This is a genomic window from Gibbsiella quercinecans (genome assembly GCF_002291425.1).
Lineage (GTDB): Bacteria > Pseudomonadota > Gammaproteobacteria > Enterobacterales > Enterobacteriaceae > Gibbsiella > Gibbsiella quercinecans.
The window spans coordinates 4615102-4637015 of the sequence record NZ_CP014136.1 but is presented as its reverse complement, the minus strand read 5'-3'; the positions used below and the strand labels follow the sequence as shown (position 1 = coordinate 4637015).

Annotated in this window: 20 protein-coding genes; all 20 read right to left on the bottom strand. The window is 55.5% G+C overall.

Annotation, left to right across the window (positions count from 1 at the left end):
• Window positions 1-69: 69 nt before the first annotated feature.
• The 20 genes from ACN28Q_RS21140 to ACN28Q_RS21045 all read right to left on the bottom strand — a co-directional run bounded on the left by ACN28Q_RS21140 (window position 70) and on the right by ACN28Q_RS21045 (window position 21595).
• Window positions 70-975 (bottom strand): DUF7973 family transport facilitator, encoded by a 906-nt coding sequence (locus ACN28Q_RS21140; RefSeq protein ID WP_095848144.1) that lies wholly within the window; start codon window positions 973-975, stop codon window positions 70-72.
• Window positions 976-1070: 95 nt separating this feature from the next.
• Window positions 1071-1988, bottom strand: a complete 918-nt coding sequence (locus ACN28Q_RS21135; RefSeq protein ID WP_095848143.1) for a glycyl-radical enzyme activating protein — start codon at window positions 1986-1988, stop codon at window positions 1071-1073.
• Window positions 1989-2218: 230 nt separating this feature from the next.
• The gene (gene grpM / locus ACN28Q_RS21130) at window positions 2219-4774 is read right to left on the bottom strand and encodes a glycyl radical diol dehydratase GrpM (RefSeq protein WP_095848142.1); all 2556 of its coding nucleotides are present in this window, start codon (window positions 4772-4774) and stop codon (window positions 2219-2221) included.
• Between the two features lie 26 nt (window positions 4775-4800).
• Window positions 4801-5400 carry a DJ-1/PfpI family protein gene (locus ACN28Q_RS21125; RefSeq protein ID WP_095849131.1) on the bottom strand — a complete coding sequence of 200 codons (600 nt, stop codon included), beginning with the start codon at window positions 5398-5400 and terminating at the stop codon, window positions 4801-4803.
• Window positions 5401-5410: 10 nt separating this feature from the next.
• The gene (locus ACN28Q_RS21120; RefSeq protein ID WP_095848141.1) at window positions 5411-5710 is read right to left on the bottom strand and encodes a BMC domain-containing protein; all 300 of its coding nucleotides are present in this window, start codon (window positions 5708-5710) and stop codon (window positions 5411-5413) included.
• Window positions 5711-5732: 22 nt separating this feature from the next.
• A complete protein-coding gene (locus tag ACN28Q_RS21115; RefSeq protein WP_095848140.1) occupies window positions 5733-7235 on the bottom strand; it encodes an aldehyde dehydrogenase family protein in 1503 nt (500 codons plus the stop codon).
• A 50-nt stretch (window positions 7236-7285) separates the two neighbouring features.
• The gene (pduB, locus tag ACN28Q_RS21110) at window positions 7286-8071 is read right to left on the bottom strand and encodes a propanediol utilization microcompartment protein PduB (RefSeq protein ID WP_095848139.1); all 786 of its coding nucleotides are present in this window, start codon (window positions 8069-8071) and stop codon (window positions 7286-7288) included.
• Between the two features lie 21 nt (window positions 8072-8092).
• Window positions 8093-8374: a propanediol utilization system shell hexameric protein GrpH gene (grpH, locus tag ACN28Q_RS21105; RefSeq protein WP_002438304.1), complete on the bottom strand. Its 282-nt coding sequence runs from the start codon at window positions 8372-8374 to the stop codon at window positions 8093-8095.
• A gap of 366 nt (window positions 8375-8740) precedes the next feature.
• Window positions 8741-9952: a propionate kinase gene (gene tdcD / locus ACN28Q_RS21100; RefSeq protein WP_095848138.1), complete on the bottom strand. Its 1212-nt coding sequence runs from the start codon at window positions 9950-9952 to the stop codon at window positions 8741-8743.
• A gap of 80 nt (window positions 9953-10032) precedes the next feature.
• The gene (locus ACN28Q_RS21095) at window positions 10033-10536 is read right to left on the bottom strand and encodes a GlcG/HbpS family heme-binding protein (RefSeq protein ID WP_095848137.1); all 504 of its coding nucleotides are present in this window, start codon (window positions 10534-10536) and stop codon (window positions 10033-10035) included.
• Window positions 10537-10564: 28 nt separating this feature from the next.
• Window positions 10565-10837, bottom strand: coding sequence for a EutN/CcmL family microcompartment protein (locus ACN28Q_RS21090; protein ID WP_095848136.1), 273 nt, complete (start codon window positions 10835-10837; stop codon window positions 10565-10567).
• Between the two features lie 12 nt (window positions 10838-10849).
• Entirely contained in the window at window positions 10850-11599 is a 750-nt protein-coding gene (locus ACN28Q_RS21085; protein ID WP_095848135.1) for a flavoprotein, read from the bottom strand.
• A gap of 42 nt (window positions 11600-11641) precedes the next feature.
• Window positions 11642-12322, bottom strand: a complete 681-nt coding sequence (pduL, locus tag ACN28Q_RS21080; RefSeq protein WP_095848134.1) for a phosphate propanoyltransferase — start codon at window positions 12320-12322, stop codon at window positions 11642-11644.
• 141 nt (window positions 12323-12463) lie between these two features.
• On the bottom strand, window positions 12464-13582 hold the full coding sequence (locus ACN28Q_RS21075; RefSeq protein ID WP_095848133.1) for a 1-propanol dehydrogenase PduQ: 1119 nt from the start codon (window positions 13580-13582) through the stop codon (window positions 12464-12466).
• A gap of 257 nt (window positions 13583-13839) precedes the next feature.
• Entirely contained in the window at window positions 13840-14448 is a 609-nt protein-coding gene (locus ACN28Q_RS21070) for an ATP-dependent Clp protease proteolytic subunit (protein ID WP_095848132.1), read from the bottom strand.
• A gap of 143 nt (window positions 14449-14591) precedes the next feature.
• On the bottom strand, window positions 14592-15752 hold the full coding sequence (locus ACN28Q_RS21065) for an NAD-dependent formate dehydrogenase (protein WP_095848131.1): 1161 nt from the start codon (window positions 15750-15752) through the stop codon (window positions 14592-14594).
• A 134-nt stretch (window positions 15753-15886) separates the two neighbouring features.
• Window positions 15887-16807, bottom strand: coding sequence for a LysR family transcriptional regulator (locus ACN28Q_RS21060; RefSeq protein ID WP_095848130.1), 921 nt, complete (start codon window positions 16805-16807; stop codon window positions 15887-15889).
• Between the two features lie 313 nt (window positions 16808-17120).
• A complete protein-coding gene (etsC, locus tag ACN28Q_RS21055; RefSeq protein ID WP_095848129.1) occupies window positions 17121-18491 on the bottom strand; it encodes a macrolide efflux RND transporter outer membrane subunit EtsC in 1371 nt (456 codons plus the stop codon).
• The gene (locus ACN28Q_RS21050; RefSeq protein WP_095848128.1) at window positions 18492-20432 is read right to left on the bottom strand and encodes a MacB family efflux pump subunit; all 1941 of its coding nucleotides are present in this window, start codon (window positions 20430-20432) and stop codon (window positions 18492-18494) included.
• Window positions 20429-21595, bottom strand: a complete 1167-nt coding sequence (locus ACN28Q_RS21045; RefSeq protein ID WP_095848127.1) for an efflux RND transporter periplasmic adaptor subunit — start codon at window positions 21593-21595, stop codon at window positions 20429-20431. Before ACN28Q_RS21045 ends, ACN28Q_RS21050 begins: the two co-directional genes overlap by 4 nt.
• Window positions 21596-21914: the final 319 nt, after the last annotated feature.

Sequence of the window (21914 nt, the reverse complement as noted above, 5' to 3'; positions counted from 1 at the left end):
TTTTCTTGCTATTGATTATCAAGAAGAAAAAAAAGAGAGAGGCCGGCAGAGAACCTGCCGGCGGTGCCGTTACAGCAAAGGCAATAGCGTGAAGAACCCAAGCATCGCCAACAGGTTAACCAGAGTGGTCATGATCGCAATGGTCATCGCGGGCGGATCGATATGGGTATCGCCATGCACCAGAAATACGCGCGAGACGAACTCCCCCAACAGGGCGCACAGCAGCCCGACTATCGCGGCCCAAATCAGGCTTTGCGAGAACATCGCGGCCAAGGCGGCAGGCAACGCAATATGATGTGATACCGGCACCTGGGTATTAAAGTGCAAAAAAATCAGCGAAAATGCCGAGAGGCCGAACGCCAGCAGCGCCCCATCCCCGCCGAACTTGTGGCCGAGATACCCCGCCATCAGCCCTATGCCCACGCCGAGCACCGACAACTGCGGAATACGGCTGTGGTACGGCATCCAGCATTTGTCCTGCGGCGGGTAGCAATGGCGGATCCCCAGCTCCGGTTTGCCCAACAGCCCCGTTTTACCAAAGGCCAGGCGCACCACCATACCGGAGATCACCACGGTTAATGCAACGGTATCCGTCCAGGCGTAGCCCGGCGCAAAGGCAGGGATCTGATTTAACCCCCAGGCAATCGCATAGCCCAGTACGCCAAATATTCCGCCAATCAATAATACGTCGTATGCGCCCAAACCACTTAGCCCCGCAGTAATATCACGCCCGGAGCTGAGCATGCCTTTCTTTGCCGCATAGGCCGTCGCCGCAACGCCGGCAGCAAACCCGCCGGTATGCGGGCCAAAAAAACCGAACGGAAATAAAATAAATTCTGAAGGTGCGCCGGTAATAATTTGAACAATAGCCATCACAATGACCAGTATCCCAACAAATTCAAACGCGGCCAGCGCCCCCACGGCGGCGCCAAAAACCCCGCCGCCAAATGCGACTAATATATCGAAGCTATTCATATAGCTTACCTCTTTAATTATTGGAAGAAATAAGATGTCTACGAAAGAAAATAGGGTTACCGCTGGCCGAAATGCATATTATTATGGGTATAGACTCAGCCACCGATCTGGCATTTAAACCCTAAAGACTCAACTTCTTTTTTTAATAGCGCCATTTTTTTATCATCGGTCTTCTGTGCATCCCCCATGGGATATTCCCGCCCCAGCAGGCCATATTTATTTTCACCAAACGCGTGATACGGCAACAAATGGAGGGTATCGACATTTTGCATTAACCGTGCAAATTCAGCGATGCTGTGAATTTCTTCGGGATTATCGTTTACCCCAGGCACCACTGGAATGCGTACAATCACTTTGGTGATCAGCGAAATGCGGATGAGGTTTTCCAGAATCCGGCTGTTATCCACGCCGGTATTGCATTGGTGCACCGCGGGGTTAATCGCCTTGATATCCGTCAGGGCAAGATCGACATACGGGAAAACATCTTCAATCACTTCCCGGGTTGTGAACCCGGTGGTTTCGATGGCGGTATGCCAGCCTTTCTCTTTGCAGGCCTTCAGCAGTTCACGCGCAAACTCTGGCTGCGCCAGCGGTTCACCGCCGGAAAGCGTCACCCCGCCGCCGGAACGGCGATAAAGATTCTCCTCTTTTTGCAGCTCGCGCATCACCTCCGCCACCGTCATGCGTTTGCCTTTCATTTCCAGCGCATGCGTTGGGCAAATCTGGGTGCATTTGCCGCACTGAATACAGCGTTCACGATCAACAAAGAAAAGATTATTGACTGAAAGCGCCTGCTGCGGACAAACCTCAATGCATTTGCCACAATGGATACAGTCATTTTTTTTGTAGATTAATTCAGGCTGCGGCCGTTGCGATTCAGGATTACTACACCATTTACAGGCCAGCGGGCAGCCTTTTAGGAAAGGAATTGTGCGTATCCCGGGGCCATCGTGTAAAGAATAACGTTGAATGTTAAATAAAACGCCTTCAGTATCGTACTGAACTTTATTCATAACATTGCTCTTAATAAACATTGCGGGGAATAAATACACGGAAATTACCCGCAAGATATTTAGATGCCAATTCGCCGCCAATAAAATAGCCAAGACGGCGAGCGCACGAATTTAATGCTGGTAATACCACCGCGATTAACGGTGACAAGCCGCAGGGCATGCTGTTATTCGGCCCGTCCTGGGCCGGTTAGCGAATCCATCAGCGCACGCGCCGTTTTACTGACTACGCATCAGAAGTGATGTTCAGTACGGCTGATAATGTCGTCCTGAACGTCTTTCGCCAGCACCACGAACTGCGCGCTATAGCCCGCAACGCGCACCACCAGATCCTGATGCTGCTCGGGGTTTTTCTGTGCTTCGATCAGGGCATTACGGTCGATAACGTTGAACTGCACATGCATGCCCTTTTTATCAAAATAGCTGCGCACCAGGCCGCTAAAGTTACGCAAACCACTCTCCCCGGCCAGTGATGAAGGCAGGAATTTTTGGTTATACAGCGTCCCGTTCGAAGCGATAAAGTGATCGAGCTTGGCTACCGAGTTTGCCGCAGCCGATGGCCCCAGGATATCCTTGCCCTGGCGCGGTGACACCCCATCCGCCAACGGCGCTTTGGCCAGACGGCCATCAGGCAGCGCCCCCACATCTTTACCGAACAGCACGTTGGCGGACACCGGGTAAATCCCCGCCTGGAACTGCCCCCCGCGTGGGTTGGTGTATTTCTCCACTTCCTGGCAGTAAATCAGCGCACACTGGCGGGCAACAAAATCGACATCGTCAATATCGTTACCGAAGCACGGCGTGTCTTCCATGATGCGGCGGATCTCTGCGTAACGCGTGCCGTTGCCCGCACCCGCCGGGGATGGTGATGCGCCATCAATGGAAAGCTGGCGGTAGACCTCTTTTTTGATCGCGGCAGGATCCAACGCGCCGTGCTGATCGATGATGCGTTTCACTACCGCATAAATATCCTGTTCGCCCAGTGCGGCTTTGCCTGCCGCCGCATGCGGCGCGCCGCCGATCGGATAGCCATAATTGGTATCCAGCGCGCTTTTCAGCTCATCAAGCGTCACTTTGCGGTCTTCAAACACCTGTTTTTGTATCGCATACACCGAATCGCCCGTGTCGGCGACGCCAAACGCCTGCGGGCCGGTGAAGTTATAAATCGCGCCCCCTTCCTGCAACGATTTACCGCGGCCGATACAATCATCCACCAGGGCCGAGAGAAACGGCAGCGGGCAACGTTCGCCGTGGGCGATGTCGACGCTGTTACAGGCTTCCACCAGTTGGTGCACAAAATGCGCCATTTGTTGACGGAAGGCCGTATAGAAATCATCCATACTGGTGTACTGCGTCATATCGCCGGTGGCCGGGCCGATCTGTTTATTCCCCGCCTTGCCGTTGTTCAGCGTAATCTCCAGCACCTTAGCCACATTAAAGAACGCGGCGTCATGCCAGCCCTCCGTGCGATGCGGCGCCTGCGGCTCCACGCAGCCGATAATGCAGTAATCACGGGCGTCATGCAGCGATACGCCGCGGTTTTGCAGCGCCGGAATAATCACTTCGTCGTTATACATCGCTGGCACGCCCAGCCCCAAACGCACCAGTTCGCACGCGCGATACAGGAATTCATCCGGCGTGCCCTGCCAGACGCGAATAGAGAATGAAGGCTGCGGCAGGCGCACATGCGCCGTCGCCTCCATGCACATGTAGCTCAGATCGTTGGTGGCATCGAGGCCATCTTCCGTCTGCCCGCCAACACACAGGTTCTGGAATACGGCATAGCCGGCAAACGCCTGGGCCGAAATTTCATCACGCGTTTTGTTAATGTCGTTGAGTTTGATCCAGCAGCAGTCCACCAGCTCCTGTGCGAACTCTTTCGAGATGGATTTATCCGCCGCCAGATAAGGATACATATATTGGTCGAAGCGCCCGGGCGAGATGGAATGGCCGCTGGATTCAATTTGCAGCATGCACTGAACAAACCAGAATGCCTGGCAGGCTTCCCAGAAGGTAGTGGCGCCGAATTCCGGCACGCGGCTGCAGTTTTGCGCGATTTGCTCCAGTTCGCGTTTGCGCGCCGGGTTGCTCTCTTGCTGGGCCAACTGCGCCGCCTGTTGGGCATAACGCTGCGCAAATTTAATGGCGGCGTTATAGCTGATAATAACGGCGTGGTAGAACTGCTCTTTCTTGATATAGCCGGAGGAGCTTCTATCAAGCTGCTCCAGCGCTTTGGTGGCGGCATTGATAATGCCGCGGAAGCCGATTTTCAGCACCTTGCCGTAGTCCACGCTGACGTGGCCGACGCCGCCATAAAAGTAGTTGCCCACGGTAAACACGCCGTTGGCCATACTCTCTTTGGTGCCTTCAGACATATACGATGCGGCCAACGAACTGGTGGTTTTACCCGGCCAATAGTTAAATGCCGCCTGCAGTTCCTGCACCGTTTTCTCTGGAATAATGAAAGGATCGGCCACGCGTGAACCCATGGTGCTAAATTCTTTCGCCACCCAGTCGAAGGAGAACTCTGGGCAGATTTCTGTTGAGCGTGGGTTAATGGTAACCGCACCGACGATAAGTTCGTCAGGCCGAATAGTCACCGGCAATTCGCTAAAGATCTTTTCGACCACTTTCGCCCGGCGCATGATTGCCGGTAGCGCTTCAGATGCCTTATAAGCCTCTGTCGCCAGCACTGCGCGCTCTGATTCAACATACGGTTTAGCATGCAGGATCATATTCTTGAGCTTTACAACACGATCGGTCGGATGAGTAAAACCTTTCTCTAACATACAATAACTCCCGAAAATTAATTTTGTTAACCTTGCGGCAGTGCAGGGTGCTTATGGATAATGTTCACGCCTAGCAGAGTAATAAACTGGCGCAGTATTGCCGGGTGCCCCATCCAGGTGGTTGCGGTAATTAAATTGCCGTCAATAACCGCTTCATCATCAGCCGCATTCATCCAGATGCCACCCGCCAACTCTATTTCAGGTTTTACTGTGAAAAATCCCGTTAAGGTTTTTCCTTGCAGCACGCCGGCGGCGGCTAATATTTGCGGCCCGTGGCATATTACGGCTAACGGTAATGAGAAGTTCATTGCATAGTGGACAATATTCAAGACGGATTTATTCAGCCGAAGATATTCCGATGAACGCCCACCCGAAATATAAACCCCACAGTAATCTTGTAATTTTACTTCATCAAAAGAGGCCGTTAGCCGGAATAAGTGGCCGGGTTTTTCGCTGTAAGTCTGGTCGCCTTCAAAATCATGCACGGCGGTTTTAATAAACTCCCCGACTCTTTTCCCCGGGCACACCACATCCACTCTGAAACCCAACATGCTTAATGCCTGCCACGGCACCATGACTTCGTAGTCCTCGGAAAAGTCGCCTGCGAGCAATAAGATTCTTTTCATCATTAGGTTCTCAGAAGTGGCTGTCATCATCCTCAATGGTTCGCATGGCTTCATTGACGGCGGCGACTTCGCCGAAAATAGCCAGGGTGGTCACATGCTGCGGGCAACTGCCGAAGATCTCCGACACCACAACGTGCGCACTTTTACTGGCCATATCGGCATAGAAATACAGGTCAGGCACCGGCAGCATAATCAGGCCAATCGCATCAATTCGAATCAAATCCAGCCGCGAACGAAATTCCCCCGGCATCCGGCGTTTTAACATGGCCAACACTTCCGGCGCCGGCGCATTAATGATGCGTTTTTTCATCTGGCTATGCCCCCGCCGAGCGTTAGCGAATATTCAGCGCTTCAACCATGATGCAGTGCCGCTTTCTGGCAAAATTGCGCGCCGACGTGAGCCCTTCGCCGGTGGGGCCAGCAATGGTAAACGTGGTATGCCCTTCGCCCCCGACCCCCAGCCCCGCATACGAAGGGCCATTCTTGACGAAAATGGTGGTTTGGATCTGCCGCGCCATTTTGGTCAGTTTGTCGACGTTGGTAGAGTGCATAATGGCGGTATGGCGATTGCCGTGCTCAACCTGCACCGCCAGTTCGATCGCCTCATCCACGTTCTCCACGCGCACCACAGGCAGCACCGGCATCATGAGCTCATGCACCACGAAGGGGTGCGTTTTCTCGGTTTCGATGACAATCACCTTAACCTCCGGCGGCGCGGCGATGCCGATCTGCTGGAGTAGATAGCCGGCATCTTTCCCGACAAACGCGGTATTCGGCCCATTGCCCTTTTCATTCATCACCAGGCGTTGCAGTTGCTGAATCAGCGCTTTATCGCACAACAAGTAACCGCCGCTCTTTTTCATGCAATGGATCAGGTAATCGGCGACCTGGTTCACGACAATCACTTCTTTTTCCGCTACGCACGGCAGGTTGTTATCAAAGCTGCAGCCCTTGATGATATCCCGGGCGGCTTTTTCAATATCGGCCGTTTCATCCACCACCACCGGTGGATTGCCGGCGCCGGCACCGATGGCTTTTTTGCCCGACGACATCACCGTTTTCACGATCGCCGGGCCGCCGGTCGCCACCAGCATATTGATGCGTGGATCGCTAATCAGCGCATTGGTGTTGTCAATCGAAGGCTGCGCCACCGTGACGACCAAATTGGCCGGCGCGCCCAGTTGCGCCAGCTTGTCGTTGATCAGTTCCACCGCATATAAAGACACTTTTCTTGAACGCGGATGGGGGCTGAATATCACGGTATTTCCCGCCGCCAGCATACCGATACTGTTGTTGATAATGGTTTCGGTCGGGTTGGTCGTCGGGGTGATCGAACCAATCACGCCGTAGGCGGAATATTCCACCAGGGTTAACCCGCTGTCCCCACTGCAGGCGCTGGTGGCCAAATCTTCCAGCCCGGGCGTCTTCAGCGCAGCCATGCGGTTTTTGATCAGCTTATCCTGGTAGTTCCCCATGCCGGTTTCTTCCACCGCCATGCGGGAGATGGTTTGCAGAACCTCATCCTGAAGAAAAACGCTGCGAATGCCGTTGATAAACGCAGTGCGATCCTGCATTGAGCAATAACGATACTGGACCTGCGCGGCAACCGCTGCGGCAATGGCCTGATCCATGCTGGCGAACACCCCGTTGCCCGCCGCGGGCGCCGGTTGCACCTGCTGCGCCAGCGCCTGGGCCACGATATCATCCAGGCCGGCCAACACCGCCGGCTGGGCGCTCGCCGGCGCTGCGGTTGGCGCCATGGCAGCGGCAGGCGCCGCTTTCGTGTATTTGCTCAGCACATTCGATACCGCTTGAGCTATTTCAATATCATTCATCTTTTCGATTCCTTACCCACACCGCACGCACGCTTCGCCATCCGAGGGTTTCAAATATAGGGCGTTGTGGTGGATTTGATTTCTGCTGGATCTAACGTGGCCAGGAGCTGCATCCCAACGTCACGGGCCGCAATCACCGCCTGGCGAACGGCGCCGGAATCCCCGGCAAAGGTAAAAATCACTTCATTGCTGAAACTGGTGCCTTTACTTGGGCTGGCATAGCCAATCGGCTCTATCACCGCGGATTTTGCCGCCGTATCCGCAATCACCACGCCGATCGCCGCCGGGGAGGCGCAGGTCATGCCGAAAGACTTACCGACCGGCGCGCCGAAGGCTTTATTCAGCGCGTAGCTGGCGCGGGCAGTGTATTGAAACTCAAGGTGGCCGGCGGGCGAACCATAAACGTCGCCCATCGTGCGTTCAATTTCGGACAGCGCAACCTCAATGGCGCGCCGAACGTCGGAAACATCTTCCGCCCCGAAGATAATCAAACAACCATGCCCACCGCCCCCTTCCGTATCACGGGCCAGTTCGATGACCAATATTTCACTGTTGGTCGCTTTAATCGCTTCATCGGCGGCAAAAATATGCGGCCCGGCGCCCGTGCGCGCACCAAGAATACCGATAGAGCGATATTTCTTGTCGATATTCATAATTTCATGCAGCTGATTATCGACGTTCGCAATGACCAGACCAATGGTATGGCCGATTGCAGTACCGACAAATTCAGTCAGGCCGCAGCCCATGAACGAAGCCGCGGTCGAGCCTTTGGTGGGAGCGTCGGTCTGTTTTGTCATCACTTCAGATATAATCTGCTCAACAAGATTATCTCTCATGGTCAGTATCCTCTGTAGTTATTAACCGACGGCTTTTGGCAGAATTTTTTCCACTTCGATATGCGGGCGCGGAATAACGTGTACGGAGACCAATTCGCCCACTTTCCCCGCCGCCGCAGAGCCTGCATCAGTGGCCGCTTTAACCGCGCCCACATCGCCGCGCACCATTACCGTTACCAGGCCGGAACCGATTTTTTCATAGCCAACCAAGGTCACATTGGCGGATTTCACCATGGTGTCAGCGGCTTCAATTGCGGAGACCAAACCTTTTGTTTCAACCATTCCTAATGCTTCTTGTTGCATAACGACCTCGATAATTCCGATAGAGAGTAAAGGTGCACAAAGCAATAACGCATCGCCGATGTGCGTAATATATTCATACAAGTTAATGTTATGGCTATTTAACGGAAATGTTTTGCCCGCCAGCGGGACTTTCTTGTTATATCGCCCGTAAACCGGACAACAAAATCCACCTGTGGTTAAAAACGTGGCCGGAAATAATAACGCGTTATTAGACACCTAAAATAAACTGTTCAATACGGTGAATTTAGCGGTTATTTTTGTTACCTCCCTCGCATTTTTTATTAAATTTTTTACTCTAAATAATTCGAGCTGCAGAAAAGCCAACACACCTGCAACTTTAAGTATGACGAGTATAGCGATATATATTCAGGCTTTTAACAAAACGGCCTGGGACAGCGCCGCCGCATCATGGGCAATCATTTTTTCTTCATTGGTAGGAATGACCGCGACAATCGGTGCGCCCGGCGGAGAAATCACCCCGCTGCGCCCGCCGCAGGTTTGTTCATTTTTTTCCGCATCAAGCCGCAGCCCCAGCACGGCCAGCTTTCTGACGGTCAGCGCGCGAATCAACGCCGAATTTTCGCCAATGCCGCCAGTGAACACCAACGCGTTGAGCTGCTTGAGCGAGGTAAGGTGCGCACCGATGTGCCTGGCCAGGCGGTGCACCATCACATCAATCGCCAGCGCTGCGCGCGGGTTGCCCTGGCTGCGCGCTTCTTGCAGCGTACGGCAGTCGCTGGAAATACCAGAAATCCCATACAGGCCGGACTGCGTATTGACCATGTGGTACAGCGATTCGATCGATTGTCGGGTGCATTTGGCAATATAGGCGGCGGCGCCAAAGTCCAGATCGCCGCAGCGGGTCCCCATCACCAGCCCTTCCAGCGGCGTCATCCCCATTGAGGTATCAACGCTTTTGCCATCTTTTACCGCGCACACCGACGAACCATTCCCCAGATGGGCGATGAGAATGCCGTGGTCGTCCGGATCCAAATTAAAGGTAGCAGCAGCCACGCCGGCGATATAGCGATGCGAGGTACCGTGAAAGCCATAACGCCGCACCTGATAGCGCTGCTGATATTCCAACGGGATGGCATAGGTGTAGGCTTCCGGCGGCAATGTCTGGTGGAACGCGGTGTCGAAGACCGCCACCTGCGGCAACGCCGGGAACAGCGCGATAGCGGCCTCAATCCCCAGCAGGTTGGCGGGGTTATGCAACGGCGCCAATACCGAAAGCGCCCTGATCTTCTCGACCACCTCAGCATTCAGCAACACCGAATGTTTAAAGCCGTTGCCGCCATGGGCGACCCGGTGACCAATAGCGTGGATAGCCGGCAACAGGCGTTGCTGCGCTAATTTATCAAATAACGCTTTTAGCGCCGCGCGGTGATTGGCCGCCTCCAATACCACGGCCGTTTTATTCCCTGCGCGATCCTTAAAGGTCATCACGGCATTATCCAGCCCCAGCCTTTCCGCAATGCCGGATAAAACCGGCGCGTCTTGCCCAAGCGGGATCAGCGAAAACTTAATGGAGGAAGAACCGCAGTTAATCACCAACACCAACGACGTTAAGGACATGCTGCCCCCTAAAGAAAAATGAAAAGAAACCCACGCATTTGGCCGGCCTGCCGCCGATGAACGCGATGGCGATGCGCGGCCTAAGCGATAAGCGAAAAATAGGTGGTGCTAAAGCGCCGGAGTACGTTACGGGCGATCGTCAAATCCTGTTCAACCGTGCCGCCGCTGATGCCTATGCCGCCGATTAGGCGCCCTTGCGCCCACAAAGGAAGCCCGCCACCAATGCAGCAAATATCAGCCAGATGCGGCAAGCCGTAGAGCACGGCGCCGGGCTGCACCAATGCGGCAAGCTCATGGGTCGGCATTTTCAACGCGACCGCGCTATAGGCTTTTTGAAAGGCCAGGGTGTGGCTGACCAACAGCGCGTGATCCATGCTGAAGAAATAGCGCTGGCGCCCGCTGCCATCTACCAGGCTAAACACGATGGGCACACCGCAGGCATCGGCCTCTTGTTGGGCGAACAGGGCTAAATGCGCCGCATCCTGCAGGCTGAACGCAGCCCCCGGTTCCGGCATTTGCCGGGCAATGGCGGCATCAACCCAGCGTTCAATCGGTGAATACCGGGCAGGATCTGGCGCTGACATAAGCGTTTCCTCATGACGATAAGCTGCGTTATTTCCCATTCAACTCAAGGGAATCCACAATGCCGACCACGGCGGCATCAATCACCGAATGCTCCCGGCCGTTACTAAAGCGCGCCGAGCTGCCGGTGGTGACGATGACAATTTCGCCATTGCCCGCGCCAACGATATCCACCGCCACCTGCACATTGCTGGTGGGTAAAAAATGTTCATCAAGGCGGGCGACGATGAGCAGTTTCGAACCGTTGAGTGAGGCATGCTTGGTGGTAGAAACCAACGCACCGGTCACTTTTGCCAGGTACATGTTCCCTCCTTATCAGCGTTGCGTAATGGAGATATGCCGCCGCCTGATTTCATCCAGTGCGGCAGGGGTAATCAGCGTATTGCTGTCGGCGGCAAGCGGTTCCCCAGTGGGATGCAGCCGAATATCACGCAGGGTAATCAGCGTTTTTTTCGCCCGCGGCTGCCGGTGGGCATCGGGCTGCCCGGTGGCAAGGCGTGGGACGGCGGGCTTGCGCCCTGAAATAACGATGCCATAGCTCGCCAGCGCCTGCGCATAGGATGCCAGTCTGGCCAGCCACGGTGCGGCCAGGCCGCCCCCGGACATGGCCAAACATTCGTTATTCAATGTGACAATCACCTGCTTTTGCCGGCGCAGCGCATCAAACACCCATTCGCCGGCGATGTTATCGCGGATACCCAGCGCAATTTTGCTCATGCTGTTGCCAGACAAGGCCGGCAAAAAAAGGCAGCCATAAGGGGTATCCTGCATATCGCCTGGCGGCAGCGCATGGCAGACCGCGCCGGGGCACTGGCGCGTGATCGCCTGCATATACTGGGTTTTCAACGCCGAACGGCCGGCACTGTGGGAAAAATACACCCGCAGCGGATAGCCACGGCGCGCCAGCGCAGCCAGGCAACCAAGAGTGGCGGGCAAGGCAGACATATCGTCACCGGTGATCAACACGCGCACGTCTTTATCCCCGGCCGGCGCGGCAGGCCTTTTTTGCGCCACCAGTTCAGCGATGATGGTATCCAGCAGTTGAGATAATGCCTGACTGTCCATAATCCCTCTCGTAATCGGGCCATTCCTCGCGGCAACGGCGGCTTAGGCGATCCGAACCTGGCGCACCCGATCGCCATTACGCAGCCCGAAGCCGTTGGCCTCTTCCACATCGATATGCAGTTCCAGCACCGCATCGACGCTGGCACGCACCACAACGTGGCGCAAGATGCCGCCACGTTGCCCTTCGGCCTGCACAGCGATCTCCATCCCATCACGCAAACCGTATTTTTCCGCGTCCTGCGGTGAAATATGAATATGGCGCCAGGCGACAATCATGCCGTTGGGTTTGATGACGCGCCCCAGTGGGCCGATGATTTCGATCCCCGGCGAACCGTCAATATCGCCAGACATTCTGACCGGCGCCTTCACCCCCAGGGCGAAACCGTCAGCGACCGAGATTTCAATCTGTGTTGCGCTGCGAAGCGGGCCCAGCACCCGCACATTGGCGATATCCCCCTTTGGGCCCCGCAGCGTCACCGTCTGTTCGGCGGCAAACTGGCCGGGCTGCTTCACCGCTTTTAACCGCGTCAGCGAGGAACCGTAGCCGAATAACTCATCCATATCCTGCCGGCACAGGTGAACGTGGCGGTTTGAAATGCCGACCGGAATGTCCAATACCGGGACACCGCCCATGTGCGGCACCGGCGCCGGGCGTTTCCCGGTGGCCAGCTCTTCCAGTATCTGCCGGGTGATCCATTCGGCTTGCTGTTGGCTATCTTGCATAAAATTATCGACCTGATGAATAAATGGGATAGTGGCACTGTCGCCCGCTGCCTTTTCTGGCTATTCAGCAAAGCGATGTTGTTTCTATCTTTCAACCGGCCTTTTTTACCCTTTGAGGGCAAGCAGACCGCCCTGGCCTGGCTACCCGGCAATCCGGGTGAGCAACCTATCAATATCTTGCGCCGACGGCGGGCGCGGGTTGGATGCCGTGCAACCATCCGCCAGCGCGGCATCAATCAACGCCTGGCGTAAACGCTCGAATAGCGCGAGATCCGTGCCCAGCTCGCGTAACGTCGCGGGTATACCAAACTGCTGATTTAATCCACGGATGCTTTCCGCCAATGATGTAATGCATTGGCGCGGCGGAGTATTCGCTATCCCGATAATTTGGGCGCAGCGGGCATAACGTTCGATGGTTATTTCCGTTGCCGCTTCGCTATTAAATTCAATCAGCAGCGGCAATAACATGGCATTAATTTTCCCATGGGGAATATGCAACATACCGCCGATCGCATGCGCCATGCCGTGCACCAGGCCTAAACCGGCGCAATTGAATGCCATACCCGCCATGCAGGAGGCATTGTGCATATGCGTGCGCGCCTGAATATCGGTCTCGTCGTTAAATACCTTGGGCAAATACGCCCAGGTCAGGGCAATGGCCTTTTCCGCCAGCGCATCGCTAAAATCATTCGCCCGGCTGGAAACCAGCGCTTCAATCGCATGCGTTAACACATCCATGCCGGTATCCACCGCCACCTGGCGCGGTACCGTCAGCACCAGGTGCGGATCAAGAATCGCGCTGTCCGGCACCAGTTGATCGGCAATCAGTGGGTATTTCCGGCCATTTTGCGGATCGGAAATGATCGCGTAGGCCGTCACTTCAGATCCTGAACCGCTGGTGGTGGGGATAGCGATTAATTCAATCGGCTGGCCGCGGTAGCACTCTTCCAGCGTCACCTTAATCCCCTTGGCGGCATCCAGCGATGAGCCGCCGCCCAAGGCGACGATAACATCCGGCCTGAAGGGTTCGAATAACGCCGCGCCAGCCTTGAGAATATCAATGTCGGGATCGGGCTTAACTGCGCTGAAAATAATGACCTCGGCACCGGGCATGAAGCTCATCAGATAGTCCGTCTTGCCGGATTTCGCCATAAAATCATCGGTAACAATGCCAACGCGTTTATTCTTCAAATCATTTAATGAAGAAATAGCGTCTTCGCCAAAATAAATACGCGGACTGGAGAAAAAATAGCTGCCCATTATTTTAACTACCTTTATTCGGTTACCGGCACGGTAAACAGAAGGTCAAAATGTATGGGTTAAGCTAACATGGCGCAGGTTTATTGGGGATTTGCATGCTTGTGCAGGTAGAGGATTATTTTGCGTAGCTCCCTTCAGGGGCGGCAAAATAATCCTGAGCAGCGCCGCAATGCCGATTGCCGGGCAAGGCGGTGAAAAGCGCGGAATAATGCATTTGAACAACGCAGGGCTTGCGCCCCACGTTTCCGGAATACAGCTTAGGCCAGATTTAATTCGTCATAGCGGGTGACCATGCGCCCGACGATGCCGTAATCAATCGCTTCCTGCGGGTTCATCCAATAGTTGCGATCGGTGTCTTTTTTTACTTTCTCTACCGGTTGCCCGGTGGCATCGGCAATTAATCTGTTCACCCGATCCAGCATGCGCACAATTTCTTTCGCTTCGATTTCAATATCGCTGGCCTGGCCGCGCACGCCGCCCAGCGGCTGATGGATCATAAAGCGCGTGTTAGGCAGTGAGTAGCGGCGCTCTTTGGGCGCAGCCAGAAAAATGGTGATCCCGGCGCTGGCCACCCAGCCGGTGCCGATAATATGCACTTCCGGTTTGATGAACTTGATCATGTCGTGGATCGTATCGGCGGCCTCAACATGCCCACCCTGGCTGTTAATGTAGATTTTGATTGGCGCATTGCTGATCCCCTGCAACAGCAGGAGCTGGGATACCACCCGTTCGGTCAATGCCTGGTTGATTTCACCGGAAATAATGATGGAGCGTGAATCCAGCATTTTTTGCTGAATCAGCGCGGAGGACGCGTTTTGTTCGGTTTCTTTGCTTTCATCATCATCTTTCTGAATAGCGAACACCATGGGACTCCCCTTCCATTAGAGTAAACGATGGAACAAGTATACGCCTTGTGCGCCGGATTGGCAGAAACCTGGCGGTAATCGCTGGCCTTGGGCGAGCCGCGCAAATAATAACGGCGGCCGCTGGCCGCCGTTCAGCGCTGCCGTCAGGCCAATTTATAGGCGTTGGCGCCGGCACCCGCCAAATTGCCGCCATCAACAATCAGGTATTCTTGGCGGATCGGCTTGCCTTCCAGGAAGTTCTGCAGAATTTCCAGCGTCCCGGCCGCATAGCGCGCCTGCCCCGACAGTGACGTGCCGGAAATGTGCGGCGTCATGCCCTGATGCGGCATGCGCCGCCATGGATGGTCGATCGGCGCCGGTTGAGGAAACCACACGTCGCCGCCATAGCCCGCCAACTGCCCGGTTTCCAGTGCGTGGACGATCGCATCGCGCTCACACAGCGCGCCGCGGGCGGTATTGATCAGGTAGGCGCCACGCTTGAACTTCGCCAGGAAGGCCGCATTGACGAACCCCTGGGTTGCCGGGTAAAGCGGCGTCTGCAGGTTAACCACATCGCAGACGCTGACCAGCGACTCCGGCGTATCGTGGTAAATTAAACCCAGCTCCTTCTCGCACTCCGCCGACAAACGGTGCGGATCGTAATAATGCAGTGGCATATCAAAGGGTTTTAAACGTCGCAGCACCGCCAACCCAATGCGCCCGGCGCCCAGCGTGCCGAAATGCATCCCTTCCACGTCATAGCTGCGCGCCACGCAGTCCGCAATGTTCCAACCGCCGTTGTTGGCGATTTGATGCGCCGGCAGGTAGTTGCGCACCAGGGCCAGTACCGTCATCACCACATGCTCCGCCACGCTGATGGAGTTGGAGAACGTCACCTCGGCCACGGTGATGCCGCGTTCGGCGGCGGCCTTGAGATCGACATGGTCGGAACCAATACCGGCGGTCAGCGCCAGTTTAAGCCTCTTCGCTTTGGCAATGCGTTCAGCGGTCAAGTAAGCCGGCCAAAACGGCTGGGAAATGACCACATCGGCATCCGGCAAATGGCGTTCAAATACCGAATCCGCGCCTTCTTTGTCACTGGTCACAATCAACTCATGGCCCTGACTTTCCAGATAGCGACGTAATCCCAGTTCCCCAGATACGCTGCCGACCAGCTCGCCGGGGGTAAAGCCCAATTCGCCAGCCGGCGTCGGCGCCGTCTGGCCATTCGGATAGCAACGGATATCAGGGATGCTGTCGCGGGCATAAACCGGCGGAAAACCGGTAACAGGATCGGGATACAATACGCACAAAATCTTGGACATCGTTATCTCCATTTAACCTTTTAGGGTAGTTACATAGCTGTGGCTTCCAGCCATATACCTTGTAACGCAGCCCAGTCTGGGCGCTGGCTACTACCCCGTCCAATTGTTTGAAAATATCAGCAGATAGCCCATACCTATCTGCGCATGCCGGCAATCGCCTGGTCGATTTTGCACGGCAAGTCGAGCTGGCTCGTCATCCCCCAAACCCGGTCCAATACCGCCGGCTGGCTTTCTTTACGCAGGCGCAGCAGGCTCATTTGTGGCAACGGCGGGGATGCTATCGGGTGAGCAACGATGCCATTGGTAATCAAATAGTCGGGGATCGCGCTGATCGGCGCGATACTGCAGGCCTGGCCGCTGCTGACCATTTCATACAGCACGCTGAGCGCGTTGGTCTCGACCACCACCAGGGGAACCACCCCGGCCTGATGAAAAGCCTGTTCGATCACCCGGCGGTTTTGCATCTCGTGGTTAAACAGGCACAGCGGCAGCGCCCCGACTTCGGCCCAGTTGAAAGCGGCGCCGGCCGGCGGCGCGACTTCACCATTAGACAACAGCACAAAGCGCTCGGCATACAGCGGCAGGGTTTCATAGATCGCCTCCGGGTGCTGTTCGGTATACGCAATGCCCAAATGCAAATCCTGCTTTTTTAGCCGGTTAAGAATTTCCCGGGTACTAAGGGAAAAAACTTTAAGGCTCAGCCGCGGAATGGCGCGCCGATACTCCCTGATCAGCATGGAAACCGCGTGCATGGCCGAGGGCACCACCCCAATCACCAGATGCCCCCCGGCGACGGCCTGCGCCAGAGCCGCTTCTTGCTTTAGCCCGTCCAACGAGGACAGGGTCTGTCTGGCCCAGGCCAGCACCCGCTCACCCTCCGGCGTAAAGCCCTGAAAGCGGCGATCGCGCTTAATGATAGTAATACCCAACTCACGCTCCAGCTGGCGGATAGCCACGGATAAAGACGGTTGCGAAACCCAGCAACTCTCTGCGGCCTGCGCAAAATGTTGATGTTCCGCCAATGCAAGCAGGTAGTGAAGTTGTCGCAGGAACACAGTTAGCCCCTTTTAAAATAAGGAAATTCCATTAAAAACCTATTGTTGAAGGCAGCAGCGAAGACTGCCCTCCTTCATCCAGGGCAATAAACGATGGGTTCATTTCACCTGAATGCGTTCAAACATAGTCCAGGTTGCGGGGAAAAGGAGGAAAGCACCGGATACGCAGCCAGTTTTTTTGCCAGAGATGGCAACGCAGGCGTAAAGAGAACAGCGGCGGAAGGAAAAAACCACGGGGATGTAGCGACGGGAACGTGGGCTTCGCCCCCGGCAACTGTGGCATAGCGTATAATAACCGGCGGGTCAGCCTGGCTTATTGGCAATCGCCCCCGCCTAACTCAAGATAAATCTGCGCCAGGTTTTGCAACTGCTCAAAACGATTGGTGTCCAGCGCAACCTGGGCCATGCGCCGGGTCTCCTGCGCATCCAGCCAAAAGTTGATGGGCGTGGCCCCATTACGATAGCGGATTTCATACATGCTTTCCGATTGCTGCGCCAACCCCAGCGCATGGCTTAACAGCTGTTCCTGTTTTAACAGTTGGCCACGCAGCGTCAGAGCATTATCGACATCGGCCATGGCGGCATACAGTGCCTGTTTGAAATCAATGACCCGTTGTTCATAATCGTTGCGGGCAATGTTTACATTGATATTCATTGTCCGCCACTGCAGGAACGGCAACGTTAACCCGGCATCAACAGCGGCGACCGGGTTACTCAGGAAGCGTATCAGGGCGTTACTGCTGGTGCCGAGTGAGCCGGTCAGGCTGAACGCCGGATAAAGCTGCGCCCGCTGCACGTCGACATTCGCCAGCGCCTCCCGTAACCGCAACTCCAGCGCTCTGATATCGGGGCGGCAAGCCAGCACGCTGGCCGGGATCCCCGGATTAACCTGCGGAAAAGGCCCACTGGGCAGCTGGGCTGGGTTCACTACCGTGCTCCCGCTCTTAGCCCCCAGTAACACGGCCTGCATGTTCAGCGCGCTTTGCCGTTCGCTTAACAGCGCCAGGTGGCTATTTTCCTGATTAACGACATTTTGCTCGGCAGCAATCCTATCCAGCGCAGAAACATCGCCGGCCTGAAAGCGGGCGGTAACCAGCCGCAGGGAGTCGTTCGCATGGTCAATACTTTGCTGACTGATGGCGATCCGCTGGTTCAAAAACGCCAGTTGCCAGTAGTTCGAGCTGGCATTTGCCAGCAGCGTCAGCCGGGCTTCATCCAGATCCTGCTCGGTGGCCTCACGCTCCCAGATCGCCGCATCCTGCTGGCGGGCCAGTTTGCCCCACAGATCCGCCTCATAACTGACGCTGACTGTGGCATAGCTGCTCTTGCTCCAGGGAAGTGAACGGTCCAACGGCCGGTTACGGCTGGCACTCAGCGTACCGCTAACCACCGGCTGATGCTCGATGCCGGTCAGTTGCTCATTCAACTGCGCGCGATACACTCGCAGCGCCGCAAGCGCCAGATCGTTATTTTTCGCAGCGACCAAATCCAGCCAGCGGATTAACGCCGGATCGTTGAAATCACGCCAGGAAAAGGGTACTGCCTCACCGGCGGCGCCAGCCTGCCGCCAATGCGCGGGGTAGTCAATCACCGGCGGCGCGTATTCGCTGCGCAAGGCATTTCCACAGCCTGCGCTGAGCATGACAGCAGCCACCAAGCCCAGATGGGGGACCCATTTTTTCATCTATTCCCTCGCCAGAGACAGAACCGGATCCATCCGCGCGGCTTTGCGAGCAGGGAGATAACCGAAAATCATGCCGATAAGGGTTGAACAGAAAAAGGCCAATACCGCGGTATGCCAAGAGCTGACGGCCGTCAGCACACCGCCTGACAGCGTGGAGAACAACGGGCCGATCCCCAGCGAAATAGCGATACCCAAAATGCCGCCCGCCAGGCAGACCAATACCGCCTCGATCATAAACTGTTGCATGATATCGCTCTCGCGGGCTCCCACTGCCATACGCACCCCGATTTCGTGGGTGCGTTCAGTGACGGAAACCAGCATGATGTTCATCACCCCGATACTGCCGATAATCAGCGCAATGGCCGCAATCATCAAAATCAACATGCGGAAAGTCATGGAGGTATGCTCGATAGTGCGGCGGAATTGATCGAGATTGAAAAGCCTGAAGTCCTCGGCGCCATGGCGTTGTATCAGCAGTTGGCCGATCGCGCCGACCGCCGCTTCATCCGCAACGTTCTCTTGCAGTTGCAGAGTGATGCTGTTGAGCGAAGATCGATTAACCAGGCGGCGCATCACAGTAGTATAAGGCAGCCAGACATTGAGGGTATTCGGGTTCATATTTTGATTGCTGTGCGCCACGCCGATAATTCTTACCGGCACATCCCCCAGGAAAACGATCTGGCCCAGCGGGCTGCCCTGTTCATTATCAAACAACGTTTTAACCAGGCCGTCTTCGATAATGACAACCTGCTGTGCATCAAGATCGTTATAAAAATTGCTCCCCTCGATAAGACTGATGCCGCCGATGCGGAAAAAATCGCGGCCGACGCCATTGATCACGGTATTGGCCGATTTGCCCTGAAAGCGGATCGGCTTTGAGGTTGTAATCATGGGGCTGGCACTGGCAACCACGCCCAGGCCAGCCAACGCATCCACATCCGCCGGGGTCAGGGTATGAAAACTTTTGGGGAACCCCTTGGAATAATCCACCGCAGGGTAAATATTGACCATGCTCGAGCCCAGGTTCTGGATGCTTTGCAACGTACGCTGCCTAGCCCCCTCGCCCAACCCGGCAACGCTCACCACGGCGGCGATGCCGAAAACAATGCCAATCATGGTCAGCCCCGTTCGCAGTCGGTGAGCCGCCATGGTTTTCAGCGCCATGCGCAACGATTCACGCACGCGGTCAAACAGGCTACGCCAATAGCGTTGCCCTGCGATACGCGGGCGCAGATGCGGCTCATAAGTAGCAGATATCTTCTGGCCGCTGTCAGCCACGATCTCACCGTCACGCAGCTCAATGATACGCTGAGCATGTTGGGCGACCGCCATATCGTGGGTAACGATGATAACGGTATGCCCACGCTGGTTAAGGCTGGCGAGGATTTGCAGCACCTCTTGCCCGGAATGGGAATCAAGCGCGCCGGTAGGTTCATCCGCCAGAATGACTTCCCCACCGTTAATCAGGGCGCGGGCAATGCTCACCCGCTGCTGCTGGCCGCCGGAAAGCGCCCCCGGCTTATGGTGTTCATAGCCGGCAAGCCCCAGTTGGCCCAGTAGTTGAGCGGCACGTTCGCGCCGTTCCCGACGATCGGCGCTGGCATAAATCGCCGGGATTTCCACATTCTCCAGCGCACTGGTGTCCGGCATCAGGTGATAACGCTGGAAAACAAAGCCAATATGCTCACGCCGCATACGCGCCAGCTCGTCTGGGGAAAGTAAGGCGGCATTCTGCCCACCGATGAAATAGTCCCCGCCGTCGGGTACATCGAGGCACCCCATGATATTGAGCAATGTTGACTTGCCGGAACCAGACGCACCGATGATCGCCACCATCTCGCCGGGGGCGATCACCAGGTCGATCCCTTTCAACACCCGGGATTGCGTGCCGCCGTTGGTGTAGGTGCGGCTGACATTGCGCAACTCGATGATGGTGTTCATCGGGTGTTCGCCGCCCCATTCTGCGTTGATGACAACACCACGCGTTCGCCCGGCTTCAGGCCCGCCAGCACCTGTATATCCACGTTATTGGTGATGCCGGTGGTGATCTCACGCGCCTGCGGTTTATCGTCGGCGCCCAGTATGAGCACTTCGCGTTTGCCGCCCGGTTTATTGGACACTGCCTGCAGGGGAATCAACGGGGTATTCTTGGCCTCGGCCCTAAGTATGGATACCTGAGCCGTCATCGCAATACGGAATTTGTTTTCCGCATTCGGCACGTCTAACAGCGCGTTATAATAAACCGAAGGGTTATCACTGCCGGAGGATGACTGGCTAACAGAAAGCGCGTCGTCCTGCATAACAGACTCCGGCGCGAGTTCCACGCTGCGTAATATCGCGTTATAACGCTCCCCCGGCTCGGAAAAAATGGTGAAGTAGGCTTTCTGGCCTATCGTGACATGGGTGATATCCGCCTCGGATATTTGCGCTTTAATATGCATGACATCCAGTTTGGCCAGTTTGGCGATAGTGGGCGCCGTTTGATTCGCATTGACCGTCTGGCCTTGTTGGGTGATAACCGCAATGACGGTGCCATCCATCGGCGCCAAAATCTTGGTATAGCCGAGAGCAAGTTTTTTGTTATCCACTTCGATTTGCGCTTGCAGAATCTGGGCTTTTAACGCCAGCAGATCGGCCTGGGTCGTCGCTAGCGTGGCTTCTGCACTTTCATAATCCTGTTGGGAGCTGGCATTATCGCTCAGCATTCTTTTTTGCCGGCGAAACTCGGCTTCCACCTGTTTCAAGGCGGCCTGCTTGGCTAACTGTTGGGCGTAGGCCACATTGAGCGCCGCTTCGGCATTGCGCAATTCATTACGTTGCGGCAAATCATCGATCTCGGCAATAAGCTGGCCCTTATGAACATGATCCCCCACTTTGATCTTCAGTGATTTCACCTGGCCAGACACTTGCGCGCCAACGTTGACGCGATCAATCGCATCCAGTTTGCCGGCGGCCAGTATGGTATTTTCGATGTCGCCGTTACGAACCGGCACGGTGATATAGGTTAACGGTGCCGCACGCGGCCAGAAAAGCAGCAAGGCCATAGCGATAATCATCGCGCCTATCAGGGCTACACCTCGCTGGCGGCGTTGGGAAAATAGCATCAACCCAAGGTCCTTATGTCATTTATAAGCGGTTCCCGCCGCTTTACGGCAGGCCAGCATCAGCCGCTCACGATAAGTTCTGGCGGCGCTCAAGCCATTTTTTCCGAGACTTGCCCTATATGTGCAATAAGAATGGAAAAGTGACACCAGCATTAGAAAAAAATGATGGGTGAAAACCTGTACAGATTGCGCCGGCGCGATGCAAATACGCAGCGCGCCGCATAAGGACAATGACAGGGCTTACGCCATGGAAACGGGATAAATATTTCTCGCTCAATCTGCTAATTCAACAAGGGTTTTCGGTACACCTTATTGAGCC

Bases quoted from the DNA above. Each gene is read 5' to 3' on its own strand.
- ACN28Q_RS21140 (WP_095848144.1), bottom strand. From the start codon at position 975: ATGAATAGCTTCGATATATTAGTCGCATTTGGCGGCGGGGTTTTTGGC.
- ACN28Q_RS21135 (WP_095848143.1), bottom strand. From the start codon at position 1,988: ATGAATAAAGTTCAGTACGATACTGAAGGCGTTTTATTTAACATTCAA.
- grpM (WP_095848142.1), bottom strand. From the start codon at position 4,774: ATGTTAGAGAAAGGTTTTACTCATCCGACCGATCGTGTTGTAAAGCTC.
- ACN28Q_RS21125 (WP_095849131.1), bottom strand. From the start codon at position 5,400: ATGAAAAGAATCTTATTGCTCGCAGGCGACTTTTCCGAGGACTACGAA.
- ACN28Q_RS21120 (WP_095848141.1), bottom strand. From the start codon at position 5,710: ATGAAAAAACGCATCATTAATGCGCCGGCGCCGGAAGTGTTGGCCATG.
- ACN28Q_RS21115 (WP_095848140.1), bottom strand. From the start codon at position 7,235: ATGAATGATATTGAAATAGCTCAAGCGGTATCGAATGTGCTGAGCAAA.
- pduB (WP_095848139.1), bottom strand. From the start codon at position 8,071: ATGAGAGATAATCTTGTTGAGCAGATTATATCTGAAGTGATGACAAAA.
- grpH (WP_002438304.1), bottom strand. From the start codon at position 8,374: ATGCAACAAGAAGCATTAGGAATGGTTGAAACAAAAGGTTTGGTCTCC.
- tdcD (WP_095848138.1), bottom strand. From the start codon at position 9,952: ATGTCCTTAACGTCGTTGGTGTTGGTGATTAACTGCGGTTCTTCCTCC.
- ACN28Q_RS21095 (WP_095848137.1), bottom strand. From the start codon at position 10,536: ATGTCAGCGCCAGATCCTGCCCGGTATTCACCGATTGAACGCTGGGTT.
- ACN28Q_RS21090 (WP_095848136.1), bottom strand. From the start codon at position 10,837: ATGTACCTGGCAAAAGTGACCGGTGCGTTGGTTTCTACCACCAAGCAT.
- ACN28Q_RS21085 (WP_095848135.1), bottom strand. From the start codon at position 11,599: ATGGACAGTCAGGCATTATCTCAACTGCTGGATACCATCATCGCTGAA.
- pduL (WP_095848134.1), bottom strand. From the start codon at position 12,322: ATGCAAGATAGCCAACAGCAAGCCGAATGGATCACCCGGCAGATACTG.
- ACN28Q_RS21075 (WP_095848133.1), bottom strand. From the start codon at position 13,582: ATGGGCAGCTATTTTTTCTCCAGTCCGCGTATTTATTTTGGCGAAGAC.
- ACN28Q_RS21070 (WP_095848132.1), bottom strand. From the start codon at position 14,448: ATGGTGTTCGCTATTCAGAAAGATGATGATGAAAGCAAAGAAACCGAA.
- ACN28Q_RS21065 (WP_095848131.1), bottom strand. From the start codon at position 15,752: ATGTCCAAGATTTTGTGCGTATTGTATCCCGATCCTGTTACCGGTTTT.
- etsC (WP_095848129.1), bottom strand. From the start codon at position 18,491: ATGAAAAAATGGGTCCCCCATCTGGGCTTGGTGGCTGCTGTCATGCTC.
- ACN28Q_RS21050 (WP_095848128.1), bottom strand. From the start codon at position 20,432: ATGAACACCATCATCGAGTTGCGCAATGTCAGCCGCACCTACACCAAC.
- ACN28Q_RS21045 (WP_095848127.1), bottom strand. From the start codon at position 21,595: ATGCTATTTTCCCAACGCCGCCAGCGAGGTGTAGCCCTGATAGGCGCG.